This is a genomic window from Pseudomonas sp. B40(2017) (genome assembly GCF_002112855.1).
Classification (GTDB): domain Bacteria; phylum Pseudomonadota; class Gammaproteobacteria; order Pseudomonadales; family Pseudomonadaceae; genus Aquipseudomonas; species Aquipseudomonas pharyngis.
This window is the reverse complement of record NZ_NEIT01000001.1, coordinates 447114-463296: the sequence shown is the minus strand read 5'-3', so window position 1 is coordinate 463296 and position 16183 is coordinate 447114. Positions and strand designations below refer to the sequence as shown.

General features: G+C 60.5%; 13 protein-coding genes. All 13 read right to left on the bottom strand.

Annotation, left to right across the window (positions count from 1 at the left end):
- Positions 1-15: 15 nt before the first annotated feature.
- The 13 genes from CAF76_RS02020 to CAF76_RS01960 all read right to left on the bottom strand — a co-directional run bounded on the left by CAF76_RS02020 (position 16) and on the right by CAF76_RS01960 (position 16169).
- Positions 16-1488: a family 16 glycosylhydrolase gene (locus CAF76_RS02020; RefSeq protein ID WP_178076146.1), complete on the bottom strand. Its 1473-nt coding sequence runs from the start codon at positions 1486-1488 to the stop codon at positions 16-18.
- 5 nt (positions 1489-1493) lie between these two features.
- Entirely contained in the window at positions 1494-2549 is a 1056-nt protein-coding gene (gene galE, locus CAF76_RS02015) for a UDP-glucose 4-epimerase GalE (RefSeq protein ID WP_085646631.1), read from the bottom strand.
- A gap of 29 nt (positions 2550-2578) precedes the next feature.
- A complete protein-coding gene (locus CAF76_RS02010) occupies positions 2579-3997 on the bottom strand; it encodes an oligosaccharide flippase family protein (RefSeq protein ID WP_085646630.1) in 1419 nt (472 codons plus the stop codon).
- Positions 3998-4010: 13 nt separating this feature from the next.
- The gene (locus CAF76_RS02005) at positions 4011-4964 is read right to left on the bottom strand and encodes a glycosyltransferase family A protein (protein WP_085646629.1); all 954 of its coding nucleotides are present in this window, start codon (positions 4962-4964) and stop codon (positions 4011-4013) included.
- Between the two features lie 16 nt (positions 4965-4980).
- The gene (locus CAF76_RS02000) at positions 4981-6294 is read right to left on the bottom strand and encodes an O-antigen ligase (protein WP_085646628.1); all 1314 of its coding nucleotides are present in this window, start codon (positions 6292-6294) and stop codon (positions 4981-4983) included.
- Positions 6291-7403: a glycosyltransferase gene (locus CAF76_RS01995; protein ID WP_085646627.1), complete on the bottom strand. Its 1113-nt coding sequence runs from the start codon at positions 7401-7403 to the stop codon at positions 6291-6293. Before CAF76_RS01995 ends, CAF76_RS02000 begins: the two co-directional genes overlap by 4 nt.
- Entirely contained in the window at positions 7400-8479 is a 1080-nt protein-coding gene (locus CAF76_RS01990; protein WP_085646862.1) for a glycosyltransferase, read from the bottom strand. Before CAF76_RS01990 ends, CAF76_RS01995 begins: the two co-directional genes overlap by 4 nt.
- A 2-nt stretch (positions 8480-8481) precedes the next feature.
- Positions 8482-9186: a WecB/TagA/CpsF family glycosyltransferase gene (locus CAF76_RS01985; RefSeq protein ID WP_085646626.1), complete on the bottom strand. Its 705-nt coding sequence runs from the start codon at positions 9184-9186 to the stop codon at positions 8482-8484.
- A gap of 13 nt (positions 9187-9199) precedes the next feature.
- On the bottom strand, positions 9200-10540 hold the full coding sequence (locus CAF76_RS01980) for a UDP-glucose/GDP-mannose dehydrogenase family protein (protein ID WP_085646625.1): 1341 nt from the start codon (positions 10538-10540) through the stop codon (positions 9200-9202).
- 67 nt (positions 10541-10607) lie between these two features.
- On the bottom strand, positions 10608-11999 hold the full coding sequence (locus tag CAF76_RS01975; protein WP_085646624.1) for an undecaprenyl-phosphate glucose phosphotransferase: 1392 nt from the start codon (positions 11997-11999) through the stop codon (positions 10608-10610).
- Between the two features lie 148 nt (positions 12000-12147).
- Positions 12148-14460 carry a GNVR domain-containing protein gene (locus CAF76_RS01970; RefSeq protein ID WP_039768574.1) on the bottom strand — a complete coding sequence of 771 codons (2313 nt, stop codon included), beginning with the start codon at positions 14458-14460 and terminating at the stop codon, positions 12148-12150.
- Between the two features lie 2 nt (positions 14461-14462).
- Positions 14463-14996, bottom strand: coding sequence for a polysaccharide biosynthesis/export family protein (locus tag CAF76_RS01965; RefSeq protein WP_085610331.1), 534 nt, complete (start codon positions 14994-14996; stop codon positions 14463-14465).
- A gap of 12 nt (positions 14997-15008) precedes the next feature.
- A complete protein-coding gene (locus CAF76_RS01960) occupies positions 15009-16169 on the bottom strand; it encodes an outer membrane beta-barrel protein (RefSeq protein ID WP_039768571.1) in 1161 nt (386 codons plus the stop codon).
- Positions 16170-16183 lie beyond the last annotated feature (14 nt).

The window sequence follows — 16183 nt, the reverse complement described above, 5'->3', positions numbered from 1 at the left end:
GGCTTGGTGTGAGGGTCAAGGATTGCGTTGCCACATGCGGATGTAATCGACTTCAAAAGTGGAGGGCAGGTCAGCATCGTCGACCACGCCGAACCATTTCCACATGGCCTCGCTGTCGAAGACGATCTGCATGGGGAAAAAGAAATAATGGTTCTTCGATTCTCTGACCAGCACACCATCGACGTACCAGCGCAGGGTATCGGGCTGCCAGTCGAAGCCGTAGACATGAAAGTCGCCGGCCAGCCGCCAGGGACTGGTCCAGGTGCTGCCGTTGGCGATATGTTCGGTGCTGTGCGGCGTGGCCCAGAGGTGGGCGTTCATGTTGTAGGCGCGGTCTGAAAGCGCATTTTTGGTCTTGCCGCCGATTTCAAAGATGTCGATTTCGGTGGCGTTGTCAGTCATGCCCGTCCAGGCCAGCCAGAAGGCGCTGGACGCTGCGGAATTCATGGGTTTGGCCCGCGCTTCGTAGTACCCGTAGAAGCCGCGTTCAAGGGTACGCACCATGGCTGAGGTGTAGTCCTTGAAGCCGAGCTCGACGTACTTTTGTGGCAAGGTTTCCTTGCGAAAGACAATGTTCAGGTTGCCATTGCCGACGCTGGCGTTGCGCTCGGTGAACAGCGCCGGCTTGCGGCCCAGCGACTCATTCCCGACGGCATTGTTGACGTGCCAGCGTGTGCGGTCGAGGGTGGTGCCATCGAACTCGTCGGACAGCGTCGTGTTGAGCACCCATTGCCCGGCATTGGCCTGATCGGACAAGGGCAGTTGGGCGTTGATGCGCGTCGGCAATGTCCCCAATGGGCCGACGCGGGTCCAGGTGTCGGCATGCGTGGGGATGGCCACGGACCATTTGTCTGCCAGGTATTGAAAGGCGCGCTGGCGCTCGGCGAGCGAGGCGAATGGACGGTCATACACCAGCACTTCGGCGATGTCGCCGCGAAAATTTTCCGAGTGACCGACGGCATTGCGCCCGACCCCGTAGGGGCCGATCGGCACGTCGTGCAGTTCCAGCACGGAAACCGTCGGCTCGTACTCCCCGGTTTGCGCCAGGCTGACCGCGAAATTCGGCAGCACGTTGTCGTTGCTGGCGGCCTGCGGGCGTGAACTGAACAAGCGTTGCCAGGGATCGACTCCGGCCTGTTCCGGCAACCGCCGGGACACGATCAGTACGGTCACAGATCCTTTAGCCGTGCGCAGGGCCCGGCCGAGTAATCCCGAATTGCCGTCGAAGCGCACCACCGCATGGCCATTGAGGCTGTTTCCTATCCACTGTGGCGGTGAGGTGGCGTCAGCGACCGTCGCGTCATTGGCCTTGCCCGACTTGTCACTCCAGCGCTGGAGCCGGTTCTGCGCATCCAGGGTCATCGCGGATGAGTCGGCCGCGTCCAGCCACAACACGAGGCCGGTGGTCGGTACGGGCGTAGGCGCCTGCGCGGCGTTGCTTGCCAGCGCAACCGAAAACAGCACGGCCAGCAGACATTCCTTGAGCATCGGCATCACTTCACCGCAACGGGTGCCGGAATCTTGAATGACGATTGATACCCCTGCGGATTGCACGACTGCCAGCGCCAGCTATCGGTGATCATCTGTTCCAGGCCGCGTTGCGCGCTCCAGCCCAGTTCGCGTCCCGCCTTGGCCGGATCGGCCCAGCACTTGGCGATGTCGCCGAGACGTCGAGGGGCGAAGCGGTAGGGAATGCTGATGCCGGTGATGTCCTCGAAACTGTGGATGATCTGCAGCACGCTGTAGCCGACGCCCGTGCCGAGGTTCCAGAAGTGAATGCCATTGTCGTGCTGCAGCACTTGCAGGGCCTTGAGGTGACCGATGGCCAGGTCGACCACATGGATGTAGTCGCGCACGCAGGTCCCGTCCACGGTGGGATAGTCGCTGCCGTACACCGTGAGTTCGGGTATCCGGCCTATGGCAACCTGGGTCAGGCACGGCAACAGGTTGTTGGGGCGGCCGCTCGGGTCTTCGCCGATCATTCCGCTTTCGTGGGCGCCGATCGGGTTGAAGTAACGCAACAATCCAATGCTCCAGCGCGGATCGGAGTTGCACAGATCCGTCAGCAACTCCTCGATCATGAGCTTGGTGCGGCCATAGGGATTGACCGGTTTGCCGGTGCCGAAATCTTCGGCAATCGGCGTGCGCGTCGGCTCCCCGTACACCGTGGCTGACGAGCTGAACACCAGCCGGAATACGTTATTGCGGGCCATCGCCTGACACAGGCCAAGCGTGCCGGCAACGTTGTTGACGTAGTAGTCCAGCGGCTTGCGCACGCTTTCTTCGACGGATTTGAGACTGGCAAAGTGCACGACGGCGTCGATGTCGTATCGGCTGAAGATATCGTCGAGCAGGACCGGGTCGCGAATATCCCCCTTGATGAAGTCGACCCGGGTCAGGGTCAGTTGCTCAAGGCGCCGGATGCACTCTCGACAGCTGTTGCACAGGTTGTCGAGCACCAGCACCTTGTGGCCGGCGTTAATGAGGGCCAGAGCCGTATGCGAGCCGATGTAGCCGGCACCGCCAGTAATCAACGTGGTTTTGCGCATGGTGAGGCCTTCCTGTCTCAGGGCTGAACTCAGCGGGAGGTGAAAACCGATTTGAATTCCTGTGGCCAGTGCGGGTGCAGGGCGCTGTAACCCACGGCATAACTCAGTGCGCCGAGCACGACGCTGCCGATCAAATGCAGGTAACCCTGGAGACCCAGCTGCGGTAGCACCAGCAGCACGGTTGCAGCCATGACCAGGGAAGCGATCACGCTGCGGTAACTGGCTTCGAAAAAGCCGCGCCAGCTGTAACCGATCGCCGTGTTAAGGCCACGGATCTGCAGCGGCGTGATGACCAGCATGCGCGCCAGCAGAGCGACGGCTGCAGCCATGCCGCCGTACAGGTTGCCGAGGGCGTAGACCAGCGCCAGGGCCAACGCGGTGGTCAGCACTTCAGCCTTGACCGTGAGGTGGCTGCGGTTGACCGCCACCAGTGCGGTGGTGGCGTACATGGCGCTGTTGCCGATGGCGGCGGTGCAGGCCAGCACTTGCAGCAGCGGGATGGCCTCTGCCCATTTGGCGCCGAAGATCAACAGGATCAGGTCGCTTGCGGTGAGTGCGAGTCCAACGAACAGGGGCGTCAACAGAAAACCGCTGACGGCGGTTGAATCGCCAACGATCCCGATCAATCGTTTGGGCTCTGCGCTGCGCCGGGAGAACGCCGGCAGCGCGTAGCTCAGCAGGCCGTTGTAGATTGCGGTGCGTGGCAGTTCAATGATGCGCATTGCCATGTTGAACATGCCGACAGCGTTCGCGCCGGCGGTGATGCCCAGCACCACGTTGACCCCGCGCTGCAAGGTTTGCGAGCTCAGCGCGTTGATGGCCACCGGTGCGCCTGACCTCAACAATTCACGCAGGATCGGACCGTCGATGTAAAAAGGGATATGTCGCGGGTCGGCGCGCATCAACACAATGATCGACACCAGTTCCATGATCAGCGCCTGGGCAATGACCGCCCACGCACCCAGTCCCCAAAGCGCAACGGCAATGCCACCGACTCCACCCGCCACTTTGCCCAGCAATGTGCGCGACGCCAGCATCTTGAAGTTCCCGCTGCGGCGCATCTGCGCCACATAGACCCGCGCCATCATGGTGAACAGGATCTTTATCGAGGCTATCGCCGTCATCCATTGCAGCAGCGGGTCGGGGGTGTACAGCATGACCGCGCCCGAAATGACGCCGATGCTCGCCAGACTGACCAGCACCGCCGCCCAGTAGGCGGTGCTGATGTGCTTGTCCTCCAGTCGCTCAAGCCGGACCAGCGGGTCTTCGAGCACCGACGAGTACACCAGACCGATCAACTCGACGATGGCGATGATTACCGTGCCCACACCCAGCTCGGCAGGCGACAGCAGCCTGGCGTAGGCGACAAAGGTAATCATCGACAGCAGGATCAGGCCGAATTTCTCGGTGAAGATCCAGGTCAATGTCGTCAGACGGTGGTTGGCCATGGCGGATACCGGATCAATGAGCCGTGGTTGACGCCGTTGCCTTGCGCAAGGTTCTGGCGCGGGCATACAGGTAGCGCAAGGTCGGTTTGCCGCTGGCGAAGATCAGGGCCTGCCAGGAGCAATCCAGCATTCGCCGGTACACGCCGAGGACCTGGTCATGCTCGCCACGTCGGGAAAACGCCTCGAGAAAATCGGTGTGGTTGCCCAGCACGAAATCGATCCGCTGCTGCCGGGTCAGCTGCGCGCCGTAACGGGCGAGGTACACCTCGATGAAGCGGATTTTGTTCTGGTAGTACTTTTTCGGATTCGCGGTCATGTTGCCGCCATTAACCGTGCGCTCCAGCAGCACCTCCGGCACCGTGTGGATCTCCCAGTGTTCGGCGATCCGCGTCCACATGAAGCGGTCTTCGGAATAACGCAGGCTGGCGTCGAAGCCGCCGAGTTGCATGATCACGTCACGTTTGACCAATGCGGTGGAGACGCCATTGACGACGTTGGCGTGGATGAAATCGTAGAAGTGCCGGCCGTTCTTCAACCGGTCGTCCAGTTGGCGCCTGCCATCGCTGTAGTTGACTTGCGCGTAGCAGTCGATCAGCCCCACAGGCCGGCCCTGTTGCGTGAGCTCGCCATACAGTGCCAGCTGTAACTCCAGCTTTCGCGGATGCCATTGGTCATCGGCATCGAGCATCGCCACAAACGTCTCTTTAGAGTGGCGCATCCCATGGTTACGGGCACTGGCCTGGCCTTCGTTGGCTTGCTGCAACAGGGTCAGGCGAAACGGCGCGGTGAAGTCTCGGACCCGTTGTGGTCCGTCATCGGTGGACCCGTCGTCGATGACGATGACGTGATCGGGCAGTCGGGTTTGCCGGGCCAGGGAGGTCAGTGTCTGCTCGATGCTGTCGGCGCCGTTGTACATCGGAATGATGACGCACACTGAATCTGCTGAACGGGGAGCTTGGTTGGGCACGGTGATTCTCCTTGGGTTACGCGCGGGCGGAATCGCGCGGTAGTGCGCGGCCCGACGAACGCTGACGCAGCGCTGCCGGTGAGGATTCGGGGTAGGTCGCGTGGTGGTGCCGGAAGGTCAGGGCCAGGGTGCAGAACACCAGAAACTCGGCGGAGCGGTAGTTGGGGATCACGTACGCCACATAATTGGTGACGGCGAACAGACCGATGATGACCAGCGCACTGGCACGAAACCGGGCTGCCTGATTCGCCGTCACGGCGCGGTATTGCTTGAACAGTGCTTCACCGAACATCAACGCCAGCGCCGTCAGCTGAATGACGCCACCATTGAGCAGGGTCTCCATGTAGCCGCTGTGGGCGTTGCCGATGTAACCCCAGCGGGTGATGAACGCATCGGCATCGGGACTTGCCCAGAAGGCGCCGAAGCCGTAGCCCTTGAGCAACTGGCTGTCGATGAAAGGCGCGAGCAGTTCCCAGATCAGGGTTCGATCGGTCAGTGACGGGTCGCGCCCGGCCATTTCCAGCAGCACCGCAAAGTTGCTGTACAGAAACAGACAGACCAGCAGGTAGAGCAGGGTGCATCCGAGGAACATCAGCTGCGAGCGATTGATGCCCAGACGGATCATCGTGAGGAAGTACCAGTAGCTGATCGTGCCGGAAATAATCAGCGCTACACCGGTGGCTGACTGGGCAAGCAGGATCGCGACCAGCGAAAAGAATGAGCACAAGAGCGCCCAGCGATTGCGCTGCCGGATCATCGGCAGCAACAGCATGATGGCGATCGCATTGAGTCGGGCGCCGGCATTCTTTTCGGCGAAAACGCCTTTGAACGCGCCGTCGCGAATGCCCCCGGAGAGAAACGCCACTTCAGGCATGACCACGGCGAGCAACAACCCGATCAACGCCGCGATGCCAATGGCGCAGCCGAGCATGAAGGCGATTTTTTCAAGGGAGTAGTTATAGGCAATGAAGCCTGCAAAAAACACCACGCCGAGCAGGGCGATAAACCGCTTGAGACTGAGCATCGGGTCGTGGGACCAGCCGATCGATGCGATGACACAGAGCAGGAACACCAGCAGAAAGAAATTGCTGCGATAAAAGGTCTTGCTGAGGAATACCTTGTTGCGGATGAAAAAGAACAACGGCACCAGCAGCGTGATGAGGCCGCAGACCTGATTGGCGACATTGCCTTCGAGGTCTTTGTTGATATCGCCGAAGCTCGCGGCACTGCCCAGCCCCAGGACAAAGGTAATCACCTGGATGTAGAACAGGATGCCGAACAGCGTGAAGGCGTCGCGCAGTGTCGAATAGCGGATCGTCAGGGGGCTCATGATGACGGGTCTCCAACCAGTGCTTTGAGGTAGGTCTGCACTGCACTGGCACTCATGAATCGTGCGGCCGCATCAAGGCGTGATTGACGCTGCAGATCGCGCGGTATGGACAGTTGCTCGGCGATGGCCTGTGCCAGGGCGATGGGATCCTCCACTGCGACCAGCGGGGCAACCACGCCGCCGCCGAGAATCTCCTGAGGGCCATGGGGGCAGCGGGTCGCCACCACCGGCGTACCCGTGGATAACGCCTCGACCAGCGCGTTGGGGCTGCCCTCGAAACGCGACGACAGCACGAAGCAATCGGCTGCGGCTACTTCTGCCAGGGGATCATCGGCATACCCCGGCAGATCGAAGCGCTCCGTCACCCCCAGCTGTTTCGCCTGTTCAAGCAGTTCGGCCCTGAGGGTGCCTTCGCCAAAAATGATCAGGCGGGCTCGGCGATCCGGCAGCGCGGCGAACGCTGTGATCAGCGTGTCGAAACCTTTTTGTGGCGCCAGACGCCCCACGGCGACGATCACCGTGCCGGACTTTTCCAGCAGCCAGCGGTGGCGGGGCGGTCCCGGTGTCTTCTCGCGAAAATCGTTGTCGAGCACCGGGTTGTCGGCAATGGTCACATCCCGGCGTCGGGCGAGTGTGGTGTCGACCAGGTCCTGGGCGACACCGCGCGAAACGCAGATCACCGGATTGGGAATCAGCCGATACAGCAGCGGCGCCACCCGATATGCCATGCGCACCATGAAATCGGGGTTCACGTGCCGGTCATGGGAAAAAGCATTGCGCTCGCTGACGTGCAGCCGGGCCAGCGTGCCGGAAAGTGCCGCCGCGATGATCGCCACCACGTTGACGTGGGTGAGGGCTGCCAATTGAGCGTCAAAGCGATTGGCGCGCAGAAAACGCGTCAGTGCCGGCACCGCACGGACGCTGCGCGGGCTGTGCAATTCGACTTTTTTCACACGCGGATCGAGATGCGCTGCGTGAAGGCCACCGCCGGTGAGCATCAGCAATGTTACGTCGTTGCCTGCATCCACCAGCGCTTTGGCCAGGCGCGCCATCATTTTTTCAGCACCGCCGGCGCTGAGGTCATGGAGGATGATCAGTAATTTTTTCATTGATTCCAGACCTGGTAATACGCCTGTGCCGCGTACTGACTGGTGTACGGGCGCAGGGTGGCAGTGAGCGTCTCTTCGCCGGGGGCGATGGCATGACCTGAGGTCAGGTTGCGCAGCATGCCGTCGGCCAGTGCCTGTACATCGTTGACGATCACCAGTTGACCGAGTCGGCCGTGGTCCAGCAGTTCTCTGGGCCCGGTCTCGCAATCGCAGGCCAGCACCGGCGTGCCCAGCGCCAACGCCTCGATCAGCACGGTCGGCATGCCTTCTTGCAGCGAACTCAGAATGAACAGTCGGGCGTGCCTGAGCACGGGATAGGGATTGCTCATAAAACCGCTGAAATGCACCCGTTGCGCGATACCCAATTGCCTGGCCTGGGTGACCAAGGCTTCGCGCAACGGGCCATCACCGACGATCACCAGATCCGGCAGCGCTGCGCTGCGCAGCGCCAAGGCGTAGGCATCGAGCAGCAGATGAAACCCTTTGGGTTCGACCAGACGCCCCAGGCTCAGCCAGTAGTTGCGGGGCAATCCGGCCGGCCTGGGCGCCTGGGCGGCTTGAAACAGTTGGTCGGTGACGACGGCGTTGGGGCAATAGCTGATGCGCTGTCGCCCCCATGGCACGGCGTCGGCGAGGGTCTGGCGCAAAGCCGACGAAACCGTCACCACCTTGCCACTGCCACACAGGTACAAGGCGTAGAGAAAGCGCAGGCTTGAGGGGCCGGTTTTCTGTTCGCTGCAATCGAGGGTCGCATGACGGCTGTAGATGACTTTGCAGGCACTGCCCAGGGTGGCGAACCACGTGCAGAGGTTGGCCTGCTCCTTGGCGGAAATGAGATGGGTGACACCTTCGTGCCGTATGAGCCGGCGCAGCAAAACGATGGACTTGAACAGGCCGACTAGGCCGTTGCCGCCACCGCTGTAGGATTGAATGTCCCGGGCGTCGGGCATGTCTGCGTTCATGACGAAAAAGCTCACCCGCCGGCCATCCTTGAGAAACTGCTCGGACAGCCGCTGCTGAACGCGCTCGACGCCACCGCCGGGCTTGAAATCCTTGAGGATAAACAGGATGTGCATGGTCATTCCCCAACGCTGATGGCGACTTTGTGTCGAAAGATCATGTTCAGCAGGTGCAGGAAGTTGCTCGGGTAATCGATGAGGTAGCGTTTGATCGTGTGGGGCTCGCGGTACATGCGATAGAACGCGCGCAAATGCAGGCGATTGATCAGCGCCGGGTAGTACTGCCGCGTGGCCAGAGCTTCCTGGCGGATGAACCCGCCACAGGTGAAGGCGACCCCGCGAAAGCCTGCGCGCAGGGCATCCTGCTCGAACTGCTCTTGCCGTCCGGCGCCCAGGCCGACGATCAGAATGTCCGCTGCGCTGCGACAGATGTCGTTCCGAATGCCTTCGGCCTGGGCAGCGTCGAAATAGCCGTTGTGATAGCCGGCGATGCTCAGCTGTGGATAAAGGCTCTTGATCTTGCTGATGAACAGGTCGAGTTCGGCTTGTCGGGCGCCGACGAAATAAACCCGTTTGCCCTGTTGCTCGGCGCTGCGCAGCACAACGTCGGCTATCGAGGTGAAGTCGAAGCTGACCCGGCCAATCGGTCTGCCGGTGATGCGAGACATGAAGGTCGACATCAGCATACCGTCGCAAAAATAGGCAACGCTGCTCGGGTTTTGCTCGAAAAAACTGCCGATCGAGGCAAAGTTAATGAAGGAATAGGCCTGGTTGGCCTCCAGCAATTTCGCCGAGTAGTGCCCGACTATTTCCAGTTTGAACATGGCGCGGCTCCTCTCAGAGAACTGAAGGGGTCTGCCGACCCACGGAGACGTAGGTGAACCCACGTTTGCTCAAACGCTGCGGATCGAACAGATTGCGCCCGTCGAAAATCAACGGCTGTTTGAGCAACCGGCTGAGCTGGTCGAAGTCCGGTGCCCGAAAGGATTGCCACTCGGTGACGATGATCAGGGCGTCGGCATTTTTCAGCGCCGCTTCCTTGGTGCCTGTCAGCGTCAGGTCGTCGCGCGAGCCGTAAAGGCGCTGGGCCTCTTCCATGGCTTTGGGATCAAACGCCTGCACGCTGGCGCCGGCTTGCCACAAAGCCTCCATCAGTACCCGGCTGGGGGCTTCGCGCATGTCGTCGGTATTGGGTTTGAAACTCAGCCCCCACAGGGCAAACGTCTTGCCGCGAAGGTGGCCGTCGAAGTGATCGAATACCTTGCGGTAGAGGCTGGCTTTCTGTTCCTGGTTGCGCGCCTCCACGGCCTTGAGCACCCGGGCGTCAATGTCGACACCGTCGGCCGCCTGTATCAGCGCTTTCACGTCTTTGGGAAAGCACGAGCCGCCGTAGCCCAGACCTGGGTAGATGAACTGGTAACCGATGCGCGGGTCGGCGCCGATGCCGTGGCGCACTTTTTCAATGTCGGCGCCGAGCCTTTCGGCGAGGCAGGCCATTTCGTTCATGAAGCTGATCTTGGTCGCCAGCATGCAGTTGGCGGCGTACTTGGTCAGCTCGGCGCTGCGAACGTCCATGACAATGATTTTTTCGCGGCTGCGATTGAACGGTTCATACAGTTCGCGCATGACCTCTTCGGCACGCGGGCTGTCGGTGCCGATGATGATCCGGTCCGGGCGCATGCAGTCTTCGACCGCGCAGCCTTCCTTGAGAAATTCCGGGTTTGAAACCACGTCGAACGTCAGATCGCCGCGACCGTTGTCGGCCAGCACCTGCTCGATACACGCGCGAACTCGGTCCCCCGTACCGACGGGCACGGTGGATTTGTCGACGATGATCTGGTGCCGATCCATGTTCAGCGCGATGGTCTGCGCCACGCTCAGCACGTATTGAAGATCCGCCGAACCGTCTTCGTCGGGCGGTGTGCCGACGGCGATCAACAGCACATCGCCATGGTGAACGGCGTCCACCAGGTCTGTGCCGAACCCCAGCCGGCCGCTTTGGTAGTTGTCGCGCACCAGGCTTTTCAGGCCCGGTTCGTAGAGCGGCAGCGTGCCCTCTTTCAATGCCTCGACCCTGCCGGCGTCGACGTCGACGCAGAGCACGTTGTGCCCGACCTCGGCCAATGCAGCACCCTGGACAAGGCCTACGTAACCAATACCGAATACGCTCACATTCATGGTCGAACCTCAGATCGTGGTGACGGTTATCAACGGTCGGGCAGGGGACGGCAGAGTTGGGGCGGGCTTAGTAGATGTTTTTCGAGAACAGGGTGAAGGGGGTCTTGATGAGGATTTTGATGTCGAGCCACAGCGACCACTGGTTGATGTAGTTGAGGTCCTGGGCGACGCGCAGCTGCATCTTTTCCACGGTCTCGGTTTCGCCACGATGGCCGGTGATCTGGGCCAGCCCGGTGATCCCCGGCTTGAGGCGATGCCGGGCCATGTAGGCGCGCACCTTGCCGGTGTAATAAAGGTTGTGGGTGACGGCATGCGGACGCGGGCCGACCAGGGCCATGCGGCCGGACAGCACGTTGAACAGCTGTGGCAATTCGTCGATGGAACTGCGGCGCAGAAAACCACCGATCGGCGTCAGGCGATCATCGTTGCGGGTGGCCTGCCGAACCTGCTGGTCGTCGTGGACGTGCATCGAGCGAAACTTCCAGACCTTGATCACTTCGCCGTTGCAACCGTGACGGTTCTGCTTGAACAGCACCGGGCCGGCGGAGGTCAGCTTGACGGCGATGGCCACCACCAGCAGCACCGGGCTGAGCAGAATAATCGCCAGGGCGGCAAGGCTGCGTTCAAACAGATCCTTGCAAAACAAGCTGGCAGGGTGCGAGCTGATCAGGCTCTCGTTGAGGTAGATGGCCGGCATTCGCTCGATTTCCGAGATCGAATGGTTGAGCAACACCATGCTGCCGAAATCCGGGATCCACACCACGTCGACGTTCATGTCCAGCAGGTCGATGTAGAGCGCTTCGATGGTGGCGGCATGGGCCATTGGCAGCACGATATAGACACGACGCACTTCCAGGCCCGTGATGATCTCGCGGATACCGGAAACGTGGCCGAGCAACGGCAGAATGCTGGGGGCAGGGCCGCAGCTGTCCTCAGCGGCAATGAAGCCCAGCACCAGCGCGCGGTTCGGTCGGGACAGTTTTTTCGCCAGTTCATGGGCCGTCGGGCAGGTACCGATGATCACCGAACGGCGTCCGTTGCAGACCTTGCGCGAGTACAGGCGGGCCAGGTAATGCAGGGGCAGAAAGCTCAAGGCCTGAACCACAAAACCCAGCACCGCCCAGACCATGATCACCTGGCGTGAATAAATGGCGCTGGTCTGGGTGAAGAACGCAATCGCCGCCAGTACGGCCAGCAGGGTCAACCACCCGGCCAGCAATCTGCCGAGCCCGACCAACAGGCCATGGCGCTTGTGGTAGACCTGCATCACGCTGTAGATCGGCACCGAGCCGAGCACCGTCAGAATGATCAGGATGCGGTATTCGCTGGTCAGACTGCCGACGCGCCAATGCACGAGCAATATCAACAGCGCCGTCACCAGCGACAGCGCGCAAAGCCACTGGCCCCAGAACGTCAGGCCTCGGCGGTGTGTCATGTGAGCGGTATAGAGCGATGTCATGGGCTTAACCTCGAGACAGCATTCATGCATCAGCGCGAATCGAGCAGGCACGGCGTGCCTCCCGATGGCTTTTCCGTAGCTCGGCGGAGGTGAAGCGAGTAGTGCGTTGGCAGAAGAGGGCGTAGCGGCGGGCGTACGCGCCCGATGGTTACCTGGGCGCGAAATCGTAGTTATAGAACGCCCGGGAGTGGTGGTAGCCGTACTTGCGCGCCTTGCGCAGGTCGACCTGGTTGAGCACCGTGCCAAAGACCGGCACATGGCTTTGTTGCAACATGGCAATCCCTCGCTGAACCTGGCTGATCGACGTGCTGTCAGCCTTGACGACATAGATCACCGCGTCCGAATGTTTTGCCAGCAGCAGCGCGTCACTGATCATCTCCGCTGGGGGAGAATCGATGATGATGTGGCGATAACGTGACCTGAGCGCTTCGAGCATGCGCGCCATGCGCGGCGAGCTGAGCAAATCCTGTGGCGGTGGCTGAACCGGGTTGAGCGGATCGCCAGGGGACGGCAGGCGTGGCGCAACGAACATATCCAGCGACGGCGGCAAGACCTTCCCGGCCGGCAGCATGTCCAGATTGCCCACTGAAACAATGCAGTCTTCAAGTCTGGCCGTGCCGGCAATGACATTCGCCAGTCCGGGGCTGTCCGGCGGAAAATCGAAGTTCAGCGACAGGGTTGGCTGACGCATGTCGGCATCGATCAGCAGCACGCGTTCCAGCGGTGTCAGCGAACTGGCGAGGTTGGTGGCGATGGTGCTTTTACCCTCGCCGGCAACCGTGGAGGTCACGAGCACCACTTGTGACGGTTTTTCGCTGCTTTGCAACATCAACCAGGTGCGCAGGTTGCGAATGGTCTCGGAAAAACGCGGGTTGTCGTTGTCCTCGAACAGGCGTGCCAGTTGCCGGCGACTTTTCTTTATCACCAGCGGCACGACGCTGAGCAGTGGAACATTCAACACGCTCTCGATCGATTCATCGGTTTTGAAGGTATTGCTCAGACTCTCGAAGAGCAGTGCCAGCCCGACGCCGATCACCGCTGCAATCAACCCGACAATCGCGACAATCAATGTCTTGCGCGGTTTGCTCGCGTCGACGGGAACGATGGCCGGGTCGACGATGCGCACTTTCGTCGAGTCCATGTCGGCGGTGGCCGTGGTTTCTTTCAGGCGGGTGACGAAGGTTTCATACAGCGCGCGCGTGCTGTCGACTTCACGCTGGAATTCGCGTAACTGGAACTCTTTGCGCGCGATGTCCTGGATCTGCGCCTTGTTGCTGTTGAAGGACTGACGCAGCGACGCTTCACTCGCCGTGGCGAGCTGGTATTGCCGCTCGATACCGGCCACCACTTGCTGCACCTGCAATTGCAGACTGGTGGTGGCGGTGCGCAACTCGGTTTGTGCGGAGATCAGGCTGGGGTGCTTCGGACCGTAGCGCCCGGCCAGTTCATCAACCTTGGCCTGGGCCACCGCGCGATCGGCCTGGAATTTCTGCACCAGAGGGTTGCTCAAGACCGCCGGCACGCTGGACAGTCGGCTCAGATCGCCGTTGCCCAGGGCTTTCGCCTGCCGGTACTCGCTCTCGGCTTCAGCGCGGTTGCGTCGGGCGTCGACCATGCGATTGCCGGTCATTTCCAGTTCGTTGGCGCTGATGGTGGCAACGCCGCCAACATCCACCAGACCTTGTTCTTCGCGGTAACCCTGGAGTTTTTTCTCGGCCGCCCGCAGGTTGTCGCGCAGCTTGATCAGACGTGTGTTCATCCAGGCCGTGGTGGTTTGCGACGATTTCTCGCTGGTATCGAGCTGGCTGTCGGTAAAGCCCTGAGCCAGTGCGTTGGCCGCCGCCGCTGCGAGAACAGGGTCTGGCAACTCGACTTCGATTTCGAGCAACTGACTTTTGCCGACGAACTTGACGCTGGTGTGCAGCATGAGGTTCTGCGTGACCTGGTTGAAAACGTCTGCTTCAGTGAGTGGCTCTTTCTTTTGCGGTAGATATCGACCTAGCCCCGGGATCCATTGATCAAGGTCCAGATCGGCCAGCCATTGGCGCGGCGCAAACCAGGACTTTGGCTGCTGGCGCGGATCGGTGACCGGGTGAGTCGTCAGCCCGAGTTTTTTCACCGCGCGTTCGGCGAGGTCTCGCGATTGCAGGAGCGCCTGCTGAGTCTGCAAGTAATCTGTGGCGTTGCCGCCGGAGTCCTTGACTTGCTGGAACGACATCAGCGGAGGTGTTTTGTCGTTGAACAGCAGGGTGGTGCTGCCAATGTATTGCGGCGTGATATTGGAGACCACCACGGCCGCCAATACGCAACTCAGCAGAACCAGCCAGCCGATGCGCCACTTGGCGCGCCAGATGATCCTCCACAGATTGAGCAGATCCAGGGTGTCCTTGTCTTCGGCGTGCTGCGGATGCAGATGCGCTTGAAGAGGACGTTCGACGTAGTTGCTTGGGCTGTTGTCCATGATCAGAAAAAGCCTTGTGCAATGGAAATGGTGTCGCCGGGGGCGATCGTGGTGCTGCGCGTGACGTTATCGGTCACGGTCGCGCCACCATCACCGCGCAAGATGGTCACTCGCTTCATCGAGGCCCGCTCGGTCAAGCCACCGCCCAGTGCAATGGCTTTTTCCAGTGTCAGTCCGGGCACGAACGGATAGCTGCCGGGCTTTTTCACTTCGCCATTGATGTAGAACGAGCGGTATTCGATCTGGCTGAGACTGACTTTCGGGTCGATCAGATAACCCTGCTTGAGCCCGTCGACGATGATTTTCTCGACCTGGCCGGGGGTCAGTCCCTTGGCGGATATTTCGCCGAGAAACGGGTAGGAAAAGGTGCCGGCATCACTGAGCCGGATCTTTTTCATGCTCAATTCCGGCTCACCGAAAACGATGATTCGCAACACGTCGCCGGCAGCGAGTTTGTATTGCGTATCGGGATCTGCCGCATAGGTGTGGGGCAAGAGAAACAACGCGAACAAAAGGACAAGTGTGCGAGTGTTCATGTCGAGACCCTCTTAAAGGCTGACGTTGAAGCTGATCTGAAACACGTTGCGGGTGAAGCTTTCATTGTCGGCATCGGAATCGTTGTCGCGGTATCGATAACCCAGTTCGATATCCAGCCAACGGCGCATGGCGTACACCACGGCCAGGTTGTAGTCCTGAAGATTGTCGGTACGGCTTTGGCCTTCGTAGACATAACGCCCGTAACCGGCCTGGGCCACGGTAGTAATCCGTTCAGTCCAGCCGTGACGCCAGCCGACCTGGGTGAAGGTCGACTTCACGGCATCAGCGCCGTCGTCACCTTCGGCGAGGGCCTGGCGAGCGACGAAGGTGAATGTCGAATAGGTCCGCGGTTTCCATTGCAGATCGACTTGCCAGGTCGGGTTGTCGAGGTCTTTGGATTCGCTGTTGTCGAAGTTCTTTTTCTCGTAACCGACGCGGACCTTGCCCGTCGTGCGTGCCGTGAAATCCCATACGGCACCGGCCATGACGGCGTCGGATTTACTGCTGCGCGGGCTGTTGGCCTGCTGGTAATCAAAGTCGGTGTGGTTGTATTCCACCAGACCTCGGGTGTTGCTGCCGATGCGGTGATACCAGGTGCTCGTCAAGGCAGTGGTATTGCGCTCCTTGTCGTCGTTGATGCCATCGGCGTTGTCGTAGCGCAGTTGTGCGTAACTGGCCCCGAGATCGATTTGGTTGTCAGCGCTTTTCGCCCCGAAGGTGTAGAGACCGCCCACCCGTTTGTTGTTGAGCTTGTCGTTGATGCCTTCGACCGCCGTCGATTCCGTGCGCTCCCATTTGCGGTACTCGGCGTCGAGCTTCAGACGATGCCGGTCAGTAAACTCCATGATGCTGTCGGCACGCACGCGTTGTGCCGTGTTCGAGGCATCCGACTCGTCGTGATAAATGTATCGAGTGGGTTGCCAGATCAGTCGCGTGGCACTGTTGCGATCCTCGGCCTTGAGCTCGAAAGAAGGCGCCAGCTTGGTGACCATGGAGGACTGTTTGCTGTTTTCCAGTTCGCGAAAGTTGTCGTCATAACTTTCCGAAAACAGGAACGATGGCGTGAAGTCGAATCCATACACATCAATGGCTTGCGGATTGATGCTCCAGGCCATTTCGGGATAGAGACAGGCCATCATCAGTGCGACGGGGCATCGTGACTTCAAAGCCATGTTATAGCTCCTGA